The sequence below is a fragment of the Mangrovimonas xylaniphaga genome, assembly GCF_001280435.1.
Lineage (GTDB): Bacteria > Bacteroidota > Bacteroidia > Flavobacteriales > Flavobacteriaceae > Mangrovimonas_A > Mangrovimonas_A xylaniphaga.
This window is the reverse complement of sequence record NZ_LBIP01000013.1, coordinates 1549466-1573284: the sequence shown is the minus strand read 5'-3', so window position 1 is coordinate 1573284 and position 23819 is coordinate 1549466. Positions and strand designations below refer to the sequence as shown.

At 41.8% G+C, this 23819-nt stretch carries 21 protein-coding genes; 20 read left to right on the top strand and 1 reads right to left on the bottom strand.

The genetic code is table 11. The features are described from left to right. Positions 1-23 precede the first annotated feature (23 nt). The 8 genes from ZA06_RS06950 to ZA06_RS06915 all read left to right on the top strand — a co-directional run bounded on the left by ZA06_RS06950 (position 24) and on the right by ZA06_RS06915 (position 8975). The gene (locus ZA06_RS06950; protein ID WP_053976649.1) at positions 24-512 is read left to right on the top strand and encodes a hypothetical protein; all 489 of its coding nucleotides are present in this window, start codon (positions 24-26) and stop codon (positions 510-512) included. A gap of 101 nt (positions 513-613) precedes the next feature. Then, positions 614-2839 (top strand): TonB-dependent receptor, encoded by a 2226-nt coding sequence (locus ZA06_RS06945; protein ID WP_053976648.1) that lies wholly within the window; start codon positions 614-616, stop codon positions 2837-2839. A 187-nt stretch (positions 2840-3026) separates the two neighbouring features. Further along, entirely contained in the window at positions 3027-3665 is a 639-nt protein-coding gene (locus ZA06_RS06940; protein ID WP_053976647.1) for a DUF6266 family protein, read from the top strand. A gap of 19 nt (positions 3666-3684) precedes the next feature. Beyond that, entirely contained in the window at positions 3685-4365 is a 681-nt protein-coding gene (locus tag ZA06_RS06935; RefSeq protein ID WP_240472217.1) for a CHAP domain-containing protein, read from the top strand. Between the two features lie 280 nt (positions 4366-4645). Then, positions 4646-4951, top strand: a complete 306-nt coding sequence (locus tag ZA06_RS06930; RefSeq protein ID WP_053976646.1) for a hypothetical protein — start codon at positions 4646-4648, stop codon at positions 4949-4951. A gap of 250 nt (positions 4952-5201) precedes the next feature. After that, positions 5202-5789 carry a hypothetical protein gene (locus ZA06_RS06925; RefSeq protein WP_205625695.1) on the top strand — a complete coding sequence of 196 codons (588 nt, stop codon included), beginning with the start codon at positions 5202-5204 and terminating at the stop codon, positions 5787-5789. 209 nt (positions 5790-5998) lie between these two features. Then, on the top strand, positions 5999-7066 hold the full coding sequence (gene rsgA, locus ZA06_RS06920) for a ribosome small subunit-dependent GTPase A (protein WP_053976645.1): 1068 nt from the start codon (positions 5999-6001) through the stop codon (positions 7064-7066). Positions 7067-7184: 118 nt separating this feature from the next. Then, a complete protein-coding gene (locus ZA06_RS06915) occupies positions 7185-8975 on the top strand; it encodes a cation:proton antiporter (protein ID WP_053976644.1) in 1791 nt (596 codons plus the stop codon). A gap of 36 nt (positions 8976-9011) precedes the next feature. On the opposite strand, the gene ZA06_RS06910 is transcribed toward ZA06_RS06915, so the two are convergent. After that, positions 9012-10901, bottom strand: coding sequence for a hypothetical protein (locus ZA06_RS06910; RefSeq protein WP_053976643.1), 1890 nt, complete (start codon positions 10899-10901; stop codon positions 9012-9014). A gap of 165 nt (positions 10902-11066) precedes the next feature. On the opposite strand from ZA06_RS06910, the gene ZA06_RS06905 reads away from it, so the two are divergent. From ZA06_RS06905 to ZA06_RS06850, 12 genes are all read left to right on the top strand, one after another. Further along, positions 11067-13310 (top strand): molybdopterin-containing oxidoreductase family protein, encoded by a 2244-nt coding sequence (locus ZA06_RS06905; RefSeq protein ID WP_053976642.1) that lies wholly within the window; start codon positions 11067-11069, stop codon positions 13308-13310. Then, complete coding sequence (locus tag ZA06_RS06900) at positions 13307-13840, top strand: 4Fe-4S dicluster domain-containing protein (protein WP_053976641.1); 534 nt, start codon at positions 13307-13309, stop codon at positions 13838-13840. Before ZA06_RS06905 ends, ZA06_RS06900 begins: the two co-directional genes overlap by 4 nt. A 12-nt stretch (positions 13841-13852) precedes the next feature. Beyond that, entirely contained in the window at positions 13853-14809 is a 957-nt protein-coding gene (nrfD, locus tag ZA06_RS06895) for an NrfD/PsrC family molybdoenzyme membrane anchor subunit (RefSeq protein WP_053976640.1), read from the top strand. Positions 14810-14819: 10 nt separating this feature from the next. After that, the gene (locus ZA06_RS06890) at positions 14820-15350 is read left to right on the top strand and encodes a YeeE/YedE thiosulfate transporter family protein (protein WP_053976639.1); all 531 of its coding nucleotides are present in this window, start codon (positions 14820-14822) and stop codon (positions 15348-15350) included. A gap of 18 nt (positions 15351-15368) precedes the next feature. Continuing rightward, a complete protein-coding gene (locus ZA06_RS06885) occupies positions 15369-15959 on the top strand; it encodes a YeeE/YedE thiosulfate transporter family protein (RefSeq protein WP_053976638.1) in 591 nt (196 codons plus the stop codon). 15 nt (positions 15960-15974) lie between these two features. After that, positions 15975-16637, top strand: coding sequence for a rhodanese-like domain-containing protein (locus tag ZA06_RS06880; RefSeq protein ID WP_053976637.1), 663 nt, complete (start codon positions 15975-15977; stop codon positions 16635-16637). Positions 16638-16665: 28 nt separating this feature from the next. Further along, positions 16666-17283: a rhodanese-like domain-containing protein gene (locus tag ZA06_RS06875; protein WP_053976636.1), complete on the top strand. Its 618-nt coding sequence runs from the start codon at positions 16666-16668 to the stop codon at positions 17281-17283. Between the two features lie 141 nt (positions 17284-17424). Beyond that, on the top strand, positions 17425-18192 hold the full coding sequence (locus ZA06_RS06870; RefSeq protein ID WP_053976635.1) for an FkbM family methyltransferase: 768 nt from the start codon (positions 17425-17427) through the stop codon (positions 18190-18192). An 86-nt stretch (positions 18193-18278) separates the two neighbouring features. Beyond that, positions 18279-19052: a serine protease family protein gene (locus ZA06_RS06865; RefSeq protein ID WP_053976634.1), complete on the top strand. Its 774-nt coding sequence runs from the start codon at positions 18279-18281 to the stop codon at positions 19050-19052. A gap of 57 nt (positions 19053-19109) precedes the next feature. Then, positions 19110-19514 carry an 8-oxo-dGTP diphosphatase MutT gene (gene mutT / locus ZA06_RS06860; protein ID WP_053976633.1) on the top strand — a complete coding sequence of 135 codons (405 nt, stop codon included), beginning with the start codon at positions 19110-19112 and terminating at the stop codon, positions 19512-19514. 152 nt (positions 19515-19666) lie between these two features. Next, the gene (locus ZA06_RS06855) at positions 19667-20752 is read left to right on the top strand and encodes a helix-turn-helix domain-containing protein (RefSeq protein WP_053976632.1); all 1086 of its coding nucleotides are present in this window, start codon (positions 19667-19669) and stop codon (positions 20750-20752) included. A 193-nt stretch (positions 20753-20945) separates the two neighbouring features. Continuing rightward, entirely contained in the window at positions 20946-23816 is a 2871-nt protein-coding gene (locus tag ZA06_RS06850) for a TonB-dependent receptor (RefSeq protein ID WP_053976631.1), read from the top strand. The last annotated feature ends 3 nt before the right edge of the window (positions 23817-23819 follow it).

Sequence of the window (23819 nt, the reverse complement as noted above, 5' to 3'; positions counted from 1 at the left end):
ATTGAAAGACTATTACTGTTGTAATGTTGAAAGGATTCCGGAATTTAATACTTCAAACCGCTTTAGTGGCCGTGCTGCTGCTCTACCTTTTTGTTCCCATACACAAGGAGGCCTTAACCATGGTCCATACCCTCTCCCATAGTGTGGAAACAGCATTAAAAGAGCGCCAAGAACACTTCAATAAACACAACCATCATTTTATGGTCAGCAGTGGGCATCATGAACATTCACATGTCCATGTTTCGGATCACGAGCATTCTGCCCACTCTGTCCATCAGCACAAACATGGCTACATAAGGCTTTTGGCTTCCTTTTTTTCATCTGCCGAAGGCAACACCAATCAACAAGAACAACATACAACACTGCTGCAATTCGATAAACACATTTTACCTCACATTTATAGGTTTCACAAGCAGAACATTCTCATTCCAAGGAAAACCAATTGGAGGTTTAGTGCACACTATTATGCCATCTACTTACCCATAAACCTTCCTCCTCCAAAAGCTTCTTAGTTTTTTCAAAATAGCCGGCTGTCCAAATATTGGGCCTATATGGCTATGCATTTCATTTAAAACATGGGGTCTCCCATGCCTAACTTTTTAAACGATTATTGATGAAAAAATTAATAGGGGTACTTATCATGCTCACTGTTGGGACCAATTATGCCCAGACCCTACAGGGTAGCATTACCGATACCAACCAGCAACCCTTGGAAAACGTGTATGTGTATAACCACACGTCCAAGATTCATGCACACACCGCTATGGACGGACGTTTTAGTTTGGAACACACCCATGCAGGGGATTCTATCACTGCCAACCTTTTAGGCTTTAAAACCGTGGCCACGACCGTCACGCCTGAAGCATTTCAAGAAGGCCTTAACATCACGATGGAATCCAAACTGCTCTCATTAGACGAACTGATCATTACCAAGGACATCGACCCAATGCACCATATTAGCCAAATCGATATTGAAACCAGTCCGGTGAATTCCTCTCAGGAAATATTACGTAAAGTGCCCGGTCTGTTTATTGGGCAACATGCAGGCGGCGGCAAAGCCGAACAGATCTTTTTAAGGGGCTTCGATATCGACCATGGCACCGATATTAACCTGTCCGTGGATGGCATACCCATCAACATGGTATCCCACGCCCATGGTCAAGGTTATAGCGACCTGCATTTTATGATTCCCGAAACCTTGGAAACCATCGATTTTGGCAAAGGCCCTTATTATGCCGAACGTGGCGACTTTGCCACGGCGGGCTATGTGGCCTTTAGCACCAAGGACGATCTAGAACAGAGTTCCATTAATCTTACCTATGGACAATTCAACACGGTGCGTACCTTGGGCATGTTCAAATTGACCTCGCAAGAGAGCAGGGATCAAGCCTATATGGCCATAGAATACCTGGCCACCGATGGCCCGTTCCATTCGCCCCAAAACTTTAACCGCCTCAATGCTTTGGGAAAATACACCGCCAACCTTAGAGACGGCAATAACATCAGCCTAGGTGTGTCCCGCTTCACGAGTCGATGGGATGCCTCTGGCCAAATTCCGCAGAGAGCCGTAGACCAAGGGATCATTGATCGCTTCGGTGCTATAGACGATACCGAAGGCGGCACCACCAGCAGAAGTAATGTAAATGTACAGTACAAGGGCATTCTGGACCAAGACACCAAGCTAAGCGCCAATGTGTTTTATAGCCGCTACACCTTTGAGCTGTATTCCAATTTCACCTTCTTCTTGGAAGACCCCATAAATGGCGACCAAATCAAGCAAGCCGAAACCAGGGATATTTTGGGCTTCAATGCCCAAATAAACCATAATACCCAGTGGCGCAATATGGACCTAAAGTTAAATGGAGGCGCAGGACTGCGATACGATATAAGCAACCAAAACGAACTTACGCACACCAAAAACAGAAAGGACGTGTTACAGCGCATCCAATTGGGCGATATCAATCAAACGCAGCTCTATGCCTTTGCCAATGCCGAACTATCACTAGGAAATTTTAAATTAGTACCCGCCCTTCGGTTGGACTATTTCAACTTTATGAATGTAGACGCCCTAGCCGACTCCTATGCCACCTTGGACGAAACCAAAGCCATATTAAGCCCGAAATTCAATGTATTCTATACCGCCAACGAGCGTCTGCAATGGTTTGTTAAGTCGGGGGTTGGATTTCATTCCAACGATGCCCGTGTGGCGGTCCAGCAGGAAGGCAAAGAAATTTTGCCAAAGGCCTATGGCGTAGATGTAGGCACCATATGGAAACCATGGTCGAAAATGGTGGTGCACAGTGCCCTGTGGTATCTGTACCTGCAACAGGAATTTGTATATGTAGGCGATGCCGGCATTGTAGAGCCCAGCGGCAAAACCCAACGCTACGGCCTCGATTTGGGGCTGCGCTATCAACTGAGCGATTGGCTCTACTTGAACAGCGATGCCACTTTTACCCATGCCCTAAGTTTGGATGCTCCCAACAACGCCGACTATATCCCCTTGGCGCCTAGCACTACCCTTACAGCGGGACTCTCCATAAACAACTACAAACAGTTCTCAGGGGGTATCAATCTGCGCTACCTTAAGGACCGTCCTGCCAACGAGGACAACTCCATTGTCGCCGAAGGCTATGTAGTCACGGATGCGTCCCTAAGCTATACCTTTGGCAAAATACAGGTGGGCCTTATCATTGAAAATCTGTTTAATGTAGACTGGAACGAAACCCAGTTTGCCACCGAAAGCCGCTTGTTTGATGAAGCCGCACCGGTTGAGGAAATTCATTTTACACCAGGCATCCCATTTTTCACTAAAGGCACGGTAAGTTATAGATTTTAGAGAGGTGATTTTATAAATAGAAATGCCCCATTTTACGGGGAAAACACGAAGAATTGTCGAACAAAACCCCTAGATAAGCAGAAGAAAGTAAGACAAAATCAAAAAAAATTCTCACAATATTTTGCATAACTCACAGAAATACAATAATTTAAAAGCCCAATAACAACCCTTTAACTAACTTTGCATCATGGCACAACTTCCCAACGGGATTATGGGAGGCATTTCAGGAAAATTAGGTCCTTTGGTGGGCACTTCCTGGAAAGGCATCAACGTGTTACGCACCATTCCTGCGAACACCAACCACCACCCCACCCCAGCTCAACAGCAACAACGCGACAAGTTTAAAACCGTTTCTACGTTTTTAAGTCCGTTGAAACAACTCATTAACCACACATTTGACGCCTCAGGTCTATCAAAAACAGGCTATAACCTAGCCATGTCCTACCATTTGCGCGAGGCACTGCTGCCACAGGGCGACAGCTTTAAAATTCAATATGCCAAGGCGCTTATTGCTATGGGCCCCTTAAGAGGCCTGGAAGTAGCCAACCTACAGCAGCCCTCTCCTGGGCAACTGCAACTGCAGTGGGCAGACAACAGCAGCAAGGCTATGGCTCACCCCAGTGATAATTTGATCATGGTATTGTACAGCCCCCAAACACAGAATTACTTTTGGCAGCTTACCGATACCCCTAGAAGCGCGCAACAGTTCAGCATGTCGCTCCCCGATGTTAGCGAAGGGATGCAATGGCACGTATGGGCCGCCTTTATGGATACCAATACCCAAACAGCATCACTGAGTGACTATTTTGGGGTGGTGGAAGTGTAACTTATAAAACTTTTATGCAATGCAGAACGAATTGTGGGCATCCCAAAACAGGATGCTCATAATCTTTCATGCAATCACCCGGAAGCCTACCAACAAACCAGAAACATTGATTTCCAAAAAAAGATTCTATAAAATAACAGTATTGGCAGTGGCTGTAATTTTGGGCACATGGTCCTTTAATAAAGCTGTGTTCACCAATCGGTATGAGGTAGGCCAACCTATAGACAGCCTTAACCATGTGGTGGTGTTTTATAACGGCAAGGTAGGCAATGTGAATGGCAGAAATGTTACAAAGGACGGCTACAACCTAGGATTAAAATACCAATGTGTTGAATTTGTAAAACGGTATTACTACCAACACCTCCACCATAAAATGCCAGACAGTTATGGACATGCCAAGGATTTCTTTAACAAATCGCTTCAAGACGGACAGAAAAATAAACGCCGTAACTTAATACAGTACAGCAATTCTAGCATCACGAAACCTAAAACGGACGACCTTTTGGTGTTTGACGCTACCCTTTATAACCCCTATGGACACGTGGCCATCATTTCAAAAGTCAAAGAAAACAGCGTGGAAATCATCCAACAAAACCCAGGGCCATTGGGCTCCTCTAGGGAGACCTTTCAACTTACCCACCAAAACAACAAATGGCAAATACAGGACAGTCATGCTTTGGGGTGGCTGAGAAAGGAATAGGTAAAGTCGTACAGTAAAAAAGTAGTAGAACAAAAACAAATAAATGCCAAAAAAGAGCAACTTTAAATAATACTGGCTAATAATTACTTTGATTTTAGGGACACAAACCCGACCACTCAAAAAATAACCTTTACCAAGCAACATATTACTGAATCCAAATACCTATTTGTAGGTATTTCTACAGAAAAACATATAATATACTACAAATAAATAGGTTAACATATTGAAATTAGAAAAAAAAACAATACCTTAACATTAACCAACCAATTGATGATATGTCATGGCACTAATTCCCTTTGGAATCTTTGCTAGTGTTTATAGAAAGCTAAGCCATTTTGCAAGCTGTTCCCTGAAGGATTGTAATGCAACCTGTCATTTAGTGGATGTACCTACCCAAAAAAATGTTGAAGTAGAACTGCCTCCAAATTATAGATTAAAATTTCCTACCTACTTGATTCTCTCCCTATACAAAATTTCAAGTACTCAAGCAGACCAAAAAATGGGCTGCATTTGTGCTAAAAACCACTATAAACAAAAATATTTATGGTATAAAGCCAGCATCAAATCGCAAATAACAGCTTACTAGATTTTGCAATTAAGCTCTAACATAAGTCTATTAATAATCTAAATATATGAGACATCTGACATATTAAATCATTTAATCAACTCTACGAAAAACTAACAGAATTACCTCTTACCAAACTTTAGCATAATCACTAAACTATTAGAGAGTTATTTCTGCTTAGACGATTTTCATCACTAATAAGACAACCATGGAATTCCCAAAATTACAACTCACACTTCTCAAATCAAATATATTGGCAATTACTCTTATAATGACCATTTCAACAATGCTTATTGGTCTCGTAATACTGTTAAACCTGTGGAAAGAAATCCCCATTGGCACACTCACTAGAGACCCCATTTCAGCAGCAGGCGCCCCATTCTACACAGGATTCTTTTCTCAAATAGGCATATTCTTTTGGGCCACTTCTGCGGCAATCTGTTTTTTTTGCGCCCTTGTAATTCCTAAAGGCCACAGAAATTACAGAACTTGTCAATTCCTTTTTGTTTCGGGACTGGTCACATTACTTTTAGGGTTTGATGATGCCTTTCTGTTACACGAGTCCGTATTTCCTTATTTCGGGGTCCCTGAATTGATAATATATTCCATTTATGTAGGACTGATTATTTCCTATCTTGTAATATTCCTACCCACCATATTAAAAACAGATTACATACTGCTGGTTATGGCATTATTCTTTTTTGGATTATCAGTAGGATTGGACATTTTACAAATTCCTTATATCAATCCATATATTATCGAAGACGGCTCTAAAATGGTCGGCTTGGTAAGTTGGTTTTTCTATTTTCTTCGCACAACCACAAATACAATATCCAACAGACTTAACACTAAAGATTAAAATTAACAATAACAGTAAAAGAGAAACTCTAACCTTCAATTATAGCTATCCTAAATTTCCCATGTTTTGAAAAACCCTAACTGCTTGAACTTTCCATGAAATCCTCAAGAAAAACAGCTAGAATTAATTATCTTTAGTAGTTGGAATAAGTGCTTAACAACTTAAGCAAAACTACAGACCATTTCACGCAATTTCAACGCTCTTAAAAAATGACACTTGAAGATTTAGGATACAATCCCAACTTGGAAACCTATCGCATACAACATGGCCTTGACAGCTTTGAAGTAGGACGGGTAATTGCCGAGCACAAGGAGCGCTATATCGTGAAAACGGCAGAGCAAGACTATGAAGGCGAAATATTGGGCAACTTAAGGTATACGGCCCAAAGTAGAGCCGATTTTCCTGCGGTTGGAGACTGGGTCGCCATTTCCGACTATGATACCGATAAGGTCCTTATCCATGCCGTATTCCCTAGATCCTCTATTTTGCAGAGGCAAGCAGTAGGCAAAAAAGGGGACGCACAAATCATTGCTACCAATATAGACACTGCCTTTATTGTACAGGCGGCCGACAGAGATTTCAGTATCAACCGAATTGAAAGGTACTTGACCATTTGCAATGACTCAAAAGTAGATCCAGTGATCATTCTGAACAAAATTGACTTGGTATCAGAAGATATTCTTTCGGAACTATTGGAAAGCATTGTCAAAAGACTGCCAAATGTTCCTGTTATTGCCATAAGCAACACCTCCCAACAAGGGATTGATGCCGTAAAAGCCCTTATAGAAAAAGGGAAAACTTATTGTTTGTTGGGGTCTTCGGGCGTTGGAAAGTCGACGCTATTAAATACACTTTCTGGCCAAGAATTGATGAAAACCAATGCCATCAGCAAGCATACCAGCCGTGGGCGCCACGTTACCACACACCGGGAACTGCAAGTTCTTGACAACGGGGGCATCATTATAGACAACCCCGGCATGCGGGAAGTAGGCATTACCGATGTTACCGAAGGTTTGGAGCTCACTTTTGAAACCATTTTGGAACTAGCTAAACAGTGCAAGTTTAAAGATTGCACCCACACCACCGAAAAAGGTTGCGCCGTCATTTCAGCTGTGGATAAAGGTGAAATCGATGCCATGTCCTACGAGAACTACCTAAAAATGGAACGGGAAAAGGAACATTTTGAAGCCACAGTTGCAGAAAAACGCAAAAAGGACAAAGCATTCGGAAAAATGGTCAAGGAATTTAAGAACGCTAAAAAGCGAGGTAAGTACTAATAGCTTCATTAGATAATTACACCACAGCATTCCACATCCACACAACAAACTGATTTACAGAACACATAGAGACACCCCTATTGGTTTAGTGTAGAAAAAAAATTATATTTAGAAGGCATTGGAAGCTTTCGACCTAAATATCATCAACCTGTTGGCAGTACTTGTTGCTGCGTGGCTTGGAGGGGCCGCTGCCAGACGCATTGGCTACCCGTCTATTTTAGGCGAACTTGTGATCGGCATCCTATTAGGTCCCGGGCTGTTGGGTTGGTTGGAGTATACAGAAACCATTAGGGTGCTTTCTGAAATAGGCATCATGCTGCTTATGGTGTATATTGGTATTGAGATTGATTTTAAAGACCTAAAAAAAGCATCCTGGCCTGGACTTTTGGCATCTATAGGTGGCTTTGTTCTGCCATTTGCTTTAGGCTATTATGCCACTATTTGGTTTGGCGGCAATGCCATGGCCGGAATGTTTGTTGGGATGGCCGTAGGCGTGACCTCCCTAGCCACCAAAAGCAGAATACTGGTTGATCTAAAACTCCTGAACACCCGGATTGCTTACGTTCTTATGGCTGGCGCATTGATTTCAGACACCTTGGCTCTTTTGATTTTTGCCGGGATCCTGAGCGCGGCTGCCATGGGAACCTTTGACGCCTCCGAACTTCTAGTTGTAGCCCTCAAAGCCATTGCCTTCTTTTCAGTGACCATTCTTATTGGCATCTACCTATTGCCCAGATTGGGAAGGTATCTTTCTAAGTTTAAATCGGCCAGTAGCACCTTCTTTTTCACCAGCATTATCATTGTGGCCCTAGCCTATGCAGAATTGGCGGAGTTGGCAGGTATGCACAGTATTTTAGGAGCTTTTATGGCAGGGCTCTTTATCAAGGACAATTTATTTCCCAAGAATATTTCAAAAGAAGTACATAAAGCCTTTTACGATGTTTCCATTGGCTTTTTGGCTCCTGTATTTTTTGTATCGGCCGGTTTTATGGTAAATCTAGACGTATTTCATACGGACCTCCCCATGCTATTGACCATTATTGCCATGGCCATAATTGGAAAGATCTTAGGGGTTGCTCTATTTTATCTGCCAACTGGCCTGGGTTGGAGAGAAGGTGTTACTATTGGGGCAGGAATGAATGGCCGCGGAGCAGTAGAGATTATCATTGCTGGTATTGGGTTGGAAATGGGCATTATTGACCAAAAGATATTTTCCATACTGGTATTTATGGCTATATTAACTACTATGACTGTTCCTTTTTTATTGAAATGGACCACCGATTGGCTGAAGAAACGGGGGGAACTGGTAGTGATCAACAAACGTGAAGGCTTGCTAATATTGGGCGCTAACCCCTTAAGCCTTTTGATTGCCCAATACTTAAAAGACCAAACCAAAATTACCTTTATAGACGCCAACCAAGATATTGTCAAACAAACCAATGAACAGGGTTTTGTTTGCTATCACGGGAATGCCCTACAGGAAGAGGTATTGGCAGAAACCGGTGCCGCTACCATAGAGACCTTTATAGCCGCAACAGCTAATACGGAAGTCAATATCCTTGCTACCCAATTGGCCAGTGGCAGTTTTCAGATACCAAACACACATGTCTTACTTTCCAAAAGCAACTACCTAGCAGGAATCGATATATTGGAACTGTCCAATACCTCCAGTCTCTTTGCCTCTGGGGTAGATGTGAATTATTGGTTCCAAAAGATTTCTTCGGAAGAATATTCTAAAGGCATTGACCAAATTTCAGTTCCAATGGATAGCAGGGCATGGATAAAAAAACAGATGGCATCCAATTTAAATGTCTTACCTCTTTTGATTGAAGGTCCCTCTGGGCATAAAAAACTATTTCATTTTGGACATCAATTACAGCCTTTGGAAAAGGTACATTTTATTACATGAAATGACACCTCGCATCTCACTGCTACAATAATCCCTCTATTGAGCTGGCAAAATACAAGCCTTGCTCAATTGTTTCATACTCATTTCCAATCCCTGTTCCAAAGTTTGTTGCATAACCTTGGACGTATCATCATGGCACTGTAAACAGGCCCCGACAAACAAGAGGCGCTGTTGTTCAGCTACATTAAAAGGCCTAAAATTGGTTCTTGTTGATGTTGGTTCTTGGGCAGTTCCTTCTTTCATAAAAGGTATCCAAGCATCTTCCGGCAAACCATCATTAAGATTTAAGGCATATTCTGGAGTAAAGACCCATTCCCCTATTTCTTTATTTGTTTGATATACCAAAGTTCCGTTGCCATAGCCCAAAGTATAGGGATTGGCATGGCAGGATTTACAGTCGCGCACCGCTTTTGTAGTAGTATGTGGTGAATTTGGAGCAAAGAGCCTGTGAAAGGACACATCGGTATCGGGGTGACCACTATAACTGCCTTTATCTATGGTCATGACCATCCCAGGGATGGCAGGTTCAACAATAATAGCGTCTTTATGCTCTCTAACCCCTAAAGCCGGTTGCGAGGCCGAAAACTCAGCGACATATTCCTTCCATTGGCCTTTCACCAATTTCTTATCCAACAAATCGAAGGCCTGGGCTTCATTGCCATCAAACTTATTGTGACAACCAATACAACGTGGCGTCCAAGAGGAATGACAAGCACTACAACTCACATTTTTATGGGCATTATCCCGAGAACAAACAGCCGATTGGGGAGCTAAAGGGTGTAATTTCTGATCCTTTTTTCCAATTAGAAAGGCATTCCCCAAAGAGTCCACATAGGTATTTATTAAGGGGTGCCCATCTTTTTCTGCAATAAATATTTCTTTGTCACGATGCTCATAGCCCCTGTGTAAATAGACCAATCTACTTTCCCTATCAATCGAATCGAAAGGCACCGTACGAGGCTTGGATTTGAAATGGCAATCATTGCATTTCAGGGTAACGGCATCTTCGGCGTGGGAATAGGTCTTACCATCGCCCATCACCTCGTGAGAGGAATGACAATCGATACACAATAGACCCTTGGTATGGTGCACATCTTCCTGCAACTGTTTATAGACCCTTTTGTCCTCCAACACCACATGCCCCTTGATATGGGCCACCTCAGCTTCATCCAACAAGGTTTCCTGAAGCCCTATATAATTGGTGGAAATCCTGCTGGAACGACTATGACAGCCAAAACAATGGGTATCATCCATAAACACATCACTGGAAGGATGTACCTGTGGCAGCTGGGTTTTGTTGGATGCCATGTAACTAGAAAGGTCTGCTTTGGCTTGTTGTGAATAATTTAAATGACAAGCATTACACCCTCCCCCCCGACTTAATTGGGCAATAGGGCCATAATCGGTTTTTTGGGCACCCAAATGGCAATTGGCACACAAATCCCGCAAGTGTTTATCGGCTGCCGAATACTGCAAGTCTTTAATGTGGTAATGGGCATTCAAGCTATCGGCTTCACCAAACACAAATTTATCAACCGCCACCAACCCACTATTGGTAGTCATAAGGGAGTGCTCTACATTATGTAATTCGTTGGCATGACATTTTCCACAGGTCTTTTGGGCATCTGCTAAATTACCCGGTATCAAAACCATGCCTTCATGCGCTTCCTCTTTATTAAAGGAACTTGTATTTCCCAAATGGCAATTGGCGCAGCCTATGAGTTCCGGATTGTGGTATTCTGAAAACCCTTTGGTTTGCTGATGGCACTGCATGCAGGATTCAACTTCAGAAACAACCTTACCTTCATATTGCTCCCCTGAAAATTCCTGAGACCTAAAAACATCCGTATGCCTCACAACATACATCAAGCCAAATAACAAAATGGCCAGTATCAAAATCCATCTGAAATAGGTCTTTTCTTTCATAGTGAGCGCTTGTTCAAATTTACAATAAATCTTCCCCCGAAACACTATCAAAAAAGCGCTTCCACTGTAACAATTGTTACAAGAAACCAAGTGTAGAAATGATACTTTTAATCTCTCTAAAAAGATTAAAAAATTCCTTAACTTTAAGAACCAATCCAAATAGCTATGGTGACATCCAGAAGAAAATTCATCAAAATTTCAGCTTTAGGGTTAGGGGGCTTAGCACTTTCCTCTTCAGCAGTCAATTTATTAGCACCCAATCCATTATTGGATGCTGCCGTAAAAGAAAATATTGCCAAAAAACTTTCTAGAACTGCTACCTATTGTGAGGTATGCTTTTGGAAATGTGCCGCATGGGCCTATGCAGACGAAACTGGCGACATCAAAAAAGTGATTGGAAATGATGATGACCCGCACTGTAACGGAAGACTCTGCCCAAGAGGTACGGGAGGTATTGGTATGTACAGCGATGAAGATCGTTTAAAAACGCCATTAATAAGAACCACCATAAACGGTGAAGAAACCTACCGGGAAGCCAGTTGGGAGGAGGCCCTAGACCTAATTGCCGAAAAATTCACAGAAATAAAACAAAAGTACGGCCCCGAGTCGTTTGCGCTTTTAAAACACGGGTCTCCAGGAAGTCATTTGGAACACCTCTTTAAAGCCTATGGTTCCGATACCATTGCTGAACCTGCCTATGCGCAGTGTAGAGGCCCAAGGGAAACAGGTTTCGGACTAACCTTCGGCTCATGGGTAGGCTCTCCAGAACCTACCGATATTAGAGACACTAAATGCCTAGTGCTCATTGGCTCCCATATTGGAGAGAACATGCACAATACCCAGGTTCAGGAAATGTCTGACGCCATCGATAATGGTGCTACCATTATTACTGTGGATCCTAGATTTTCTACAGCGGCCAGTAAATCGTCGCATTGGTTGCCTATCAAACCCGCGACTGACATTGCCTTACTACTTTCTTGGATGCATGTGTTGATTGAGGAAGAGCTTTACAATAAAAAATACGTTGAAAAATATGCCATTGGTTTCGAGGAACTAAAAGCCCACGTAAAACCATATACTCCGGAATGGGCCTACGGCATCACCACCATAAAACCTGATAGCATTAGGGAAACGGCTCGCCTTATGGCTGCGGCTGCCCCAGCTACCATTGTACACCCTGGACGCCATGTGACTTGGTATGGAGACGACTCGCAACGCGAACGTGCCATTGCCATTTTAAATGGTCTTTTGGGCTCTTGGGGTAACCGAGGTGGGTTCTACTTTAAAGAGAAAATCAGTATTCCAAAATATCCGCATCCCGCCTATCCAGAACCTAAATGGGGCTGGCATGAAATAGGTCAGCAATATCCATTTGCTGAAATGGGCAATACTTCGGAAGTAGTCAAAGCGACCATTCCAAATGAAGATAATCCATATCCTATTAAAGCATGGATGATTGCAGGAACCAATTTAATAAACACCCTGCCACAGCGAGAACAAACTCTTGAAGCTATTAATGCGGTTGAATTTTTGGTCGTGGTAGATACCATGCCTATGGAAATCACAGGCTATGCCGATGTGGTATTACCGGAATGCACCTATTTAGAACGTTATGACGGTATTCGCTCTGCCACCAACCGTCATCCGTCCATTGCCGTTCGTATTCCAGCTGTAAAGCCTAAATACAATTCCAAACCTGCCTGGTGGATCAGTAAACAAATTGGCGACCGTATTGGTTTAGGAGACTATTTCAATTACAACGATTTTGAAGAGGTGATTGAATGGCAACTCAACAAATTGGGGACTTCTTTGGATGAAATGAAAAAGATAGGTGTTAAGAACTTCGAAAGAACCTCTGGACCATTGTTCCTCGGAGAAGGACAGGATTATGTGTTTGGTACTCCAAGTGGAAAAATAGAGTTCTATTCTCAAGAATTGGCAGATTTAGGGTTCGATCCTATGCCTGTCTACACGCACCATCCACAACCTCCACAAGGTTTTTACAGGTTGAATTACGGAAGGTCTCCCATGCACACATTCAGTAGAACGATCAACAACCCTTATTTAAGCGATTTAAAAAGTGAAAACACCCTTTGGGTCAACCCTAGGGTAGCCCGAATCCTAGATCTTAAAAAAGACCAGCCCGTTTGGCTTAAAAACCAAGATGGCATTCTATCTGCTTTCCCTATCAAAGTGAGAGTTACAGAGCGTATTCGTTGGGATTCTGTGTATATGTACCATGGCTTTGGCCATAACAATAAAAAATTGACCCGCGCCTTTGGAAAAGGTGCCAGTGACGCCGAACTTATTTCCCAAATCGTCGTAGATCCACTAATGGGTGGTACTGGTTTAAGAGGAAACTTTGTTTCCATTTTAACCGAAGACCCACATAAAAATACAATGGTATGAGATATGCAATGGTGATAGACACCTTAAAATGTGTTGGCTGCAGCGACTGTGTGGTGGCTTGCCAAACAGAAAACAATGTGCCCCATGGCTATTGCAGGGATTGGATTACTGAAGCTGTTAGCGGTTCCTACCCTAACCTAGAATTGGAATTGCGCTCGGAACGTTGCAACCATTGCGCCAATCCGCCATGCGTAAGATGCTGTCCAACTGGGGCTAGTCATGTGGTGGAAGGCGGTATTGTTTTGGTGACTGCCGACCAATGTATCGGCTGCGGGGCCTGTATAGAATCCTGTCCTTACGATGCTCGATACCAACACCCCGATGGCTATGTAGACAAATGTACGTTTTGCCACCACCGATTGGAAAAAGGGCAACAGCCCGCATGTGTCTCTGTGTGCCCAACTAAATGCATGTATTTTGGCGATTTGGACGACCCGAATAGCGAAATATCCCAATTGTTGAAAAACAGAAAACATAAAACCCTATCGCCAGAGGCAGGGACCGATCCTCACGTGTTTTATCTCATTTAACGCTAAAGTACCATGGAAGAAGAACTATTTACAAGCGGCCGAAACATTCCAAACATTGATCCTTCATTACAAATTTGGCATTGGCCCATCTCCCTGTATCTATTTCTGGGAGGACTTGCTGCAGGCATCCTATTCTTTGCAGCTTTATTCTACCTTATGGGAAAAGAAAAGCAGTATCCCGCTCTAAAAGCAGCCGCTGTAATACCTCCAATTGCCTTATCCATTGGTCTCTTGGCATTGGTTTACGATTTAACCCATCCACTATACACCTGGAGATTATACACCACTTTTAGGATAGAATCCCCAATGTCCTGGGGAGCCTGGGTGCTATTGATTACCACTCCACTGTCCTTTTTATGGTTGTTTAGCTATTACCGAAGTGCCTTCCCTAAGTGGGAATCGAAACTAAAACTCTTTAAAAAATTTAAGTTTTTAGAGAAATTTGAAAAATTCCTTATCGCCAACAGAACCTATATGGCTTATGCCCTTGTTCCCTTATCGATAATCTTAGGGGTGTATACAGGTATTTTATTATCGGCCTTTAATGCACGCCCCCTATGGAACAATGCTATTCTGGGGCCACTGTTCTTAACCTCTGGTTTATCTACGGGAGCCGCAGCCATTATTTTACTGTCCAGAAATAGAGAAGAACGCCATCTGTTCAGCAAAATAGATTTAGCCCTAATTGTCATAGAAATTGCCCTGATTACCCATATGATTATGGGCTATTATGCTGGCTCGCAAGTACAATTGGAAGCCATGGACCTTTTGGTAGGCGGTGAATTTACCCTGATGTTTTTTGGCTTTGTCATCCTTTTGGGCCTACTCGTCCCAGCTATTTTGGAAGTCATTGAATTATTAGGTTATAAAGTCCCCGTAGCGGTTCCTGCTATTTTAGTCATCATCGGCGGGCTTATTTTTAGGTTTATTATGGTAGAAGCAGGACAACTTACCCGATACCTCTATTAAATTATTTGTTATGAATACAAAACATAAAGCAAACCCACACCTATACTGGAACCCCTATTTTGGTGGTTTCCTATTGGGCATCATCATTATTTTCACCTTTTACCTTACCGGTAGAGGTTTGGGAGCCAGTGGTGCCATGAAAAGCAGTGTGGTAACAGTAGTTGAAAATGTAGCTCCCAAACACGCCGAAAGCAACAGCTATTACAGCCAGTTTATCAAGGAAGGGGACTCCCCTATGAATACTTGGCTGGTATTTGAGGCTTTAGGTATTTTGATAGGCGCCTTTATTTCGGGGAGCATCAGTGGACGCATCAAGTGGCGCGTTCAACATTCCCCTAAAATAACGACTAAACGCCGTTTGATTTTTGCACTTATAGGAGGTATTCTATTCGGACTCGGCGCTCAAATTGCAAGAGGATGTACAAGTGGTGCCGCTTTAAGCGGTATGGCCGTATTGTCAACAGGAGGGTTTCTTACCATGCTGGCCATTTTTGGATCGGCCTATGCCTTCGCTTATTTTTTTAGAAAGAACTGGATTTAAAATTTAAAAGATAGAATTATGGGACCTTTAATTCCTGGCGGTTATATTCCAATGGAATGGGATAGTATCATAGCAATATTCATTGGAATTGCCTTTGGCTTTGTATTGGAAGCTTCAGGCTTTTCATCCTCGCGAAAATTGGCCGGTGTGTTTTACGGTTATGACTTTGCCGTATTGAAAGTATTCTTTACCGCAGCAGCCGTATCAGTTATTGGCATTTACTATATGGATTACTTGGGATATCTTGATATTTCAAAACTCTATGTGCACCCAACTTATTTATGGGGGGCTATCATAGGTGGTGTTATTATGGGAGCTGGTTTTGTAACCGGTGGGTTCTGCCCGGGCACCAGTTTGTGTGCCGTAGCCATTGGTAAATTGGATGCTTGGGTGTATGTAATTGGCATCATGATTGGCGTTTTTATCTTTTCGGAACTCTTCAATCTTTTTGAACCCATCTATGACGGCTACAACTTTGGCAACATTACTTTGATAGATTCCTTTGGCTGGAATCCCTACTGGGTCATTTTTGTGTTTGCCATTATTGCCGTAGTGGCCTTTGGCATTGCCGATATGGTTAGAAAAAGAGTAAAAAGTGTGTTTTACTAATTAAACTTGATCCTCATGGACAAAAAGAAAACCGTAAAATTCCTCTCGTATCGCTATCAAATACTGGCTGCAACCTTGATCATTCTTGCTGCCGGATTGGTATTATTACCTAAATATGAAAAACAGGAAGGCATTCGCTCCAAACAGTTATTAAGCCATGCCATCAGTCCGGAGCGTTATATTTCCACCGATGACATTTCACATAAACTCATTAGCCAAGATCCTTCTTTTATTTTGGTAGACGTGAGGGATGAAGAAAGCTATAATAATTATAGCCTACCTAATGCCATTAATATCCCGCTATCAAAATTATTGGATGAAGACTCCCTTACCTACCTGAATCAAGACCAATTTGACGTGGTGTTCTATTCCAACGATACCTTCCATGCCGACCAAGCTTGGATGTTGTGCGACCGCCTTGGGTTTAAAAACCTACATGTTTTACAAGGAGGACTCAACACTTGGTATAGCACCATTATCAATCCCAGCAAACCAAGTGAGGCCATGCCTGAGTCTGACTTTAAACTGTATGCCACCAGAAAAGCGGCCAGTATGTATTTTGGCGTAGCATACCCAGATCAAAATTTAGGTGCCGAGTTGCCCTCTGCTCCTTCAACGCCTAAAAAAGTAATTACCGTAGAAAAGAAAAAGAAGCGCAAAGCAGAAGGAGGCTGTTAAGTCTATAATTGACCTTATACCTAATACCATGAAAGAATTAGAGAAAACCAAACGAATATCCATTGCTGCCACGCTATTTATCCTAGCCGTATTGATAGGTTTTTTAACCTATAAACGCCCCAAAAACACTTATGCTTTCAACACTAAAAGCACTTTGGAAAAAATCACATCAACAGATTATTTCCTTCCCTATTCCCTTATTGAAAATGAAGATGTTGCATTTATAGACATTAGAAACCCTTACGAGTACAACAAAGGTCACTTGGAAAACGCCATAAACATACCTTCCGTGGATATTATGAGTGAAGCCTCCCAAAAACTGCTACAGGACCTAAAAAAATCAAATACACCCACCTCCCTTTACGGAAGCACTCCCGAAGAAGCCAACATTCCTTTTCTAATCCTCTACCAGTTGGGATTCGATAATCTTAAAATCCTACCTGTAGAACTCAGTTACTCGCAAAACAAACTCATCACGAAAGAGTCAAAAACAGAAACCCTTCCTCACGATATCAATGGGTTTATCATGGACTCCCAAAAGCATTTGGATAGCTCCAATACCATAGTCCCTCCAACAGCGGATGTCCCTAAAAAAGTGATTACGGTTGAAAAGAAAAAGAAACGCAAAGCAGAGGGCGGCTGTTAAAAAACACATACTATACTTCCTTTGCTTTAAAGCTCGTACCTCTTTTATTTCTAGAGAAAAACAAAAATAAGGTTCTAAAAACGGCCAAATATTTGGTATTTTTAACCTATAGTTTACAGCCACTTAGCCAATAGAAACCGTATGAAAAAAACCGTTTACGATCTTGTATCCAAAGCCGTTAAAACTTTTTCAAAAAGTGATATTGTTGCAAAGAAAATCAACAATCACAACAAAGTTCTCTACTACGAAAGATCGCAGCACCTCACATTTCTATTCCAGAAGCAGATTCAATATGAAGAACATATTCAGAATAAAATTAAAGCTTATATAAAGCCTGGAGATATTGTTTTTGATATAGGGGCAAATATTGGCCAATACGCTTTGCCTTTTAGCGAAGCAGCTGGCATCTCAGGAACCGTCTATTCCTTTGAACCCGACTTTAAAAACTATGCGTTTTTGCAATTCAATACCAACATCAACAAATGTACCAACGTTAAGTGTTTCAACTACGGGCTTGGAAAAGAGAACACACAACAGGAGTTTTTTAGGGATACCGAAACGGGCGGACGAAAAGGCTCTTTTAAAAGGAAATTTGTAGAAGACAGCTTCAAGGGATTTACAGAAAACGTCACCCTTAAAAGTTTGGATGCCCTAGTTACTGAATTTGGCCAACCCAACCTGATAAAAATAGATGCCGAAGGCTGTGAAGACGATATCATTTCAGGTCTAACCATCGATTTGAACGATTGTGTTTTTGCTGTGGAGGTTAGGGAAGACACCAAACACTTTATTTTTGACTACTTCACCAAAAAAGGATATGATTGTATTTGGATAGACCATGAAGACCAATCTATTAAAAATGTAGAAGATATTCCAGGTTATGTAGTCAATCTCATTTTTAAAAAATGATATATCAACAAAATAAAAACCACACAACTAAAGCCAATGGTAAATAATCATTAGCAGTTACAAATCAATCTAAAAAAATTGCTAACATGGTGAATGGAATTAAATCAATTGCAATCGGAGTGCTTTTAGCAACTTTAGGATGCCAAGAAGAGCCTGAGCCTCCTAAAGAACCTTGGATTGATAAGCCAATTGCACAATGGCCAAGCTTTGCCCTCACCAACCAGATTGAGTTTAAAGACAACGTTTACAAAGATTTCGCCAACGCATTCCTCATTGATACCGGACAAGATACTCTAGGAGTGTCCTGCAAACATTTGTTCATGGTATTTAAAAACCAACTAGGATTAGAGACCATAGATTTGGGTCCAACATTTCAGGATTGGAAACTCTACCCCAAAAACAGCAGCAACAATACTGTAACCGTCAAACACTTGATCAACACCAACCCCAAAGAAAACATTGGAGAATTCAATACGCTTAAAGTAAGGGATTGGATTCTCTTTGAAATTGAAAACCTCCCCCCAGACCTATACCCTCTTAAAATACGGTATACACCAATACAGATAAATGAAATTGTTTATGCAGCGGGATGGGGAGCGAAACAACAAGATAATAGTGCGCCTGCCTTGACAAAACTGCAATGTGTAGATAATCTAGCAGACTATTATTATATGAAATCCTTCGATACAAACCAGCAGCCACAAGGAAGAAGCGGCTCACCGGTCATTGACAAAAACGGCTATTTAGTAGGTATTATTTCTGGAGCCGAAGGAAAGCTGGCCGTTATTGGCAGCGTGCATTATTTAAAGAAATTATTTGAGGATTATAATATAGATTACCGTAAAGCCAATTATAAATGAATAGACCTCGAAAAGAAACAGACAAACCCTACATTTGATTCCTTAAACTTCCATAGTATGCTAAAAGTAGCCGCAGGCATTCTCATAGACCAACAAAACATCTTTATCGCAAGACGAGCACCTGGTAAAGACCTAGCAGGCTATTGGGAATTTCCGGGCGGCAAGATAGAAGCCAACGAAACTCCAGAAGCAGCGTTGATTCGTGAGTTTAGGGAAGAATTTCAGGTAGAGATCAAAGTGCTTAGCCCTTTTCGCCAAAACGAACATTCCTATGCCTCCAAGACCATTCTACTAGACTCCTATTTAGCAGAGCATGTCTCGGGTAAATTTCAACTGAGGGACCACGATCAATTAGCTTGGGTCGCCCTACCCGAATTAAGCAACTACCAAATGGCGCCTGCAGATGTGCCAATTGTAGAAAAATTACTCCATACTTTTAAAGAAAAAGGCGCAATTAAGTAGATAGGTCAGTCGCCTTAACTACCCTACACAACTATAACTTGAGGGTTATTTAGTACAACACCAAACTATTTACCATTGCTTAAACTAATGGTAACAGAAACTTAAATAAACAGGCCTTATACCGTCCTTAATTTTACCCCTTTTAAAACAACATGGGGTATTTAATCAGTATTATCGTATTTCAAGCGGTATTTTCGTTGGCTTTGGTCATGAGATATCGCAGCAAAAGTCAGTTTGATAAACTCTTGGCTTTGTTCCTATTTTTTATTTTCAGCCACTTTTCTACCAAGTTATTTTTCTTGGTGTTTTTGGAACAAAATCCATTTTACTACAAATTGCCCACAAGCTTCAGTTTGTTTTATGGTCCCATTCTATACCTTACTAGCAAATGTGCCGTAAAAGGTATTACACGGAAAGAATTATGGAGGCATTTAACACCGTTCCTCATCGTGAGCATAGTGTTTCTTACCGTGATTGCCACACATGGCAGTGGTCCTAAAAGCGATGCCTTTGGACAATGGTACCAAAACCTATCCTATGGTTATCTTATCCCATTTATAGTATATCCTATATTAAGCCTTAGGCTGTTGCGCAAAAAACCCAATAGCATGCCCAAGGACCGCAACACCTTATTATTAAGCTTAACCTATGTAAACATTGCCTTTATGGGGGTTGTGCTGTTTTTGGTGACCCTTCACATTTTAGGCTACGACCCCATTAACATTAGGCTAACCTATGTGCTCATGCTCATTACTGTGGTATCCATTTTGCTTTATAAAATCAATACTTCGGAAGAACCCATCGTGGCCAATGTTTTGGCCGCCGCCCCTACTAGTCTGGGGAACTCCGAGAAGAAATCGCAGAAATACGAGAGTTCCAATTTGGAAACCGAAGATTTAAAGGCCTATTACAAAACCTTACAACTGTTTCTTGAAAAGGAAAAAATTTATTTGGACCCAGAACTGACACTTCAAAAATTATCGGAAAAAGTCCACATTCCAAAACATCACATTACTCAAGTGTTGAATGCCTATGTTCAGAAAAACTTCTATCAATTCATCAACGATTATCGCATTGAAGAAGCAAAATCACTGCTTACATCCAACCACAAAGAATCCATCACAGATATTGCCTATAGCGCTGGCTTCAATTCCAAATCTACCTTCAATACACACTTTAAAAAACTCACCCAAAAGACCCCTTTGGAATACAAAAAAGAGGCTTTGGGGCTCTCTTAACACATGCTTAACAAATTCTTTCTTTTTAATTAAAACAACCCAAACCACTTAAAAACATATCGTTACATCATTCAAACGTTCACCTCACATAATTTGAACGCACAAAATGACCTCCTCAGTTGATTACAACGAATGCCCTTGACTTTATTTCAAATTTTGCGGCAGATTAAAATCAACAAAAAAATTTCACACAATGAGTAAACACTTAAAATTCCTTGGCGCTTTGCTACTAATTTTAATGGCGAGTTCCAAGGTACTTTCCCAAACATCAAGAATAAGCGGGAAAGTAGCTGATGAGTTTGGTCCGCTTCCCGGAGTAAACATTTTAGTAAAAGGAACCAGCAACGGAACCACCACAGATTTTGAAGGAACCTTTAGCTTGGTAAATGTTGAAGGAGGAGAACACACTATTGTTTTTTCCTATCTAGGATATGAAACCAAGGAAGTGGCCATCACTACTACAGCCAATGAGCGTTCAGACATGGGGACTATCATGTTAATGCCCAGTACCGAAGAATTGGGAGAGGTGGTACTTAAAGGAGGTTATATGCCTTCGCAGCAAAAAGCTTTGAACATCAAGAAAAACTCTGCCGCCATTATGGAGGTATTGGCCAATGACGTGATTGGAAAACTTCCGGACCGTAATGCTGCCGAGGCTGTACAACGTATGACAGGAGTTTCTATTGAAAGAGACCACGGTGAAGGACGTTACGTCATTGTAAGAGGAACTCCTATTGCTTGGAACTCTACCTTGTTGAACGGAGACAGAATGCCTTCTACCGAAGGAACATCAGACAATACCAGTGGAACCCGAGCGGCACCTTTGGACATCTTCCCTTCGGAAATGATTGAATTTGTGCAATTGTCTAAGGCCATTACACCAGACATGGAAGGGGATGCCATTGGAGGATCTGTGAACTTTATCACCAAAACAGCACCTTCTAAAAGAACCTTGAACGTCAACTTGGGATATGGGTACAACGACCAAGCCCAAAAACCTATCCAAAACGGATCGATCCTTTATGGAGACCGTGTAGCTGATGGAAAAATAGGCTTCATGCTTTCTGGAACCTACTGGAACAGAAACTGGGGTACCGATAACTACGAAGTGGTATACAACAGTGATAATTTCGCTTTGAGCAACCTACAGTTAAGAGACTATTTGGGAGAACGTACCACTTATGGTTTCAACGCCGGATTTGAGTACACCCCTAATGTGAATACCAAAATCTACTTACGAGGCCTTAAAACTAAATTTAAGGACCGTGAAAGTGCTGTAGAACATATTTTCAATTTCGATGAAAGTACCATGGACCTAAGAGTTCGTGAAGGAATTATTGGTATTGATCTTTATGGAACCGAAATTGGAGGTAACCATCACCTAAGAAATGAAAAGTGGAAAATAGATTGGAGACTTTCTACCTATGGCGCAGAAATGGGCAACGAAAAGCTTCCTGGCTCATCGGCAGCGGGATCGCCAGCCTACTATATGGCTACTTTCTCTACGCCTGTAAGCTATAGCAACCTTACCGGTGATGGTTACAAGTTTTTAGATATCGATTCACCTTCAGGATATGATGGAGATCCTTATGACAATATCCAACCTTACTTGAGCAGCCCTGTAACCGCCGACCAAATGACCTTGGCCAACCAGATTGCTTTCAAATCACACAGTAAGGAAATGGATTATACAGCGCAAGCAGATGTAACTTTTAAGCCTACCGACAAACTGACTTTAAAGGCCGGAGGTAAGTTTAAACGCATGAACTTTGAAAGAGGCGCTCCTTATAACTATTACCTGTATTTGGGAGATGCCTATGGCGCACCAATTGCCATGACCAATTTTGACACAAGGCCTTTCCCTGAAAGAGGTGGGTATTTAACTGAAATAGGAAGTCCATATGACAACGTATTGTTGCCATCCTTAAGTTTGAACCAATTGGACGATTTGTTCTCTGCCGAGCAATTGGAAAACCCGTTGTACTACAACATCGAATTTGATGAAAACAACCCGTCATCGGCTGGATCCTTCTACTCAGGACATGAGCAAGTAGCGGCAGGATACTTAATGGGAGATTACAAATTGACTGATAAGTTAAGTCTTATTGGAGGGTTCCGCTATGAGCATACCAATTTGGAATATGACGGTTATATGGTAACCGCAGTATCTGAAGATGAGACTACCATCAACAAAATTTCCAACGACAATGATTTTGGCTCCTTCCTGCCAATGGTACACTTAAAATATTCACCAAAGGACAATATCAACCTTAGATTGGCCTATACAAGAACCATGGCAAGGGCCAATTTCTCTGAATTGAATCCAACAGAAACCATTAGTTTGTTGAGCACTCCTGCAACTATTTCCAGAGGAAACATCAACTTAAAGCCTACGTATTCCAACAACGTAGACCTTATGGGAGAATACTACTTTAAAAACGTAGGTTTATTAAGTGCCGGTGCCTTCTATAAATCTTTGGAAAATGTAATCTATACAGGTAGAAGTTACCAAAACATAGACGGAACCCTTTACCAAGTCACCCAACCTCAAAACTCCGAAAGCGGATGGTTGGCAGGATTAGAATTTGGATTGTCCAAGCGTTTGGATTTCTTACCAGGCTTTTTGAGTGGTTTTGGAGTTGAGGCCAACTATACCTTTGCCGATTCGGAAATGAACGTACCAGAATATCATACCGATGCCACCACTGGAGAGATTACAGAAACGACCACTACCGAAAAAATACCTAACCAGTCTAAGCACATCTTCAACAGTGCCCTATTCTACGAAAAAGGGATTTTTACAGTACGTGTGTCTGGAAACTACAAAGGAGAGTCTTTGGCATTGGTACAAGGCAACCCAGAAAACTACCGTTGGTATGACAAAAACTTCACCGTAGACTTTTCGGGATCTGTAAACATCAGTCCTAAGTTGCGTATGTATGTTGAGTTGAACAACTTGACCAACGAACCTTTGAGATACTACCAAGGCAACACTAACAGACCAGAACAAACAGAGTACTACTCTATCAGAGGTCTATTTGGTATCAACTACAAATTATTCTAATCA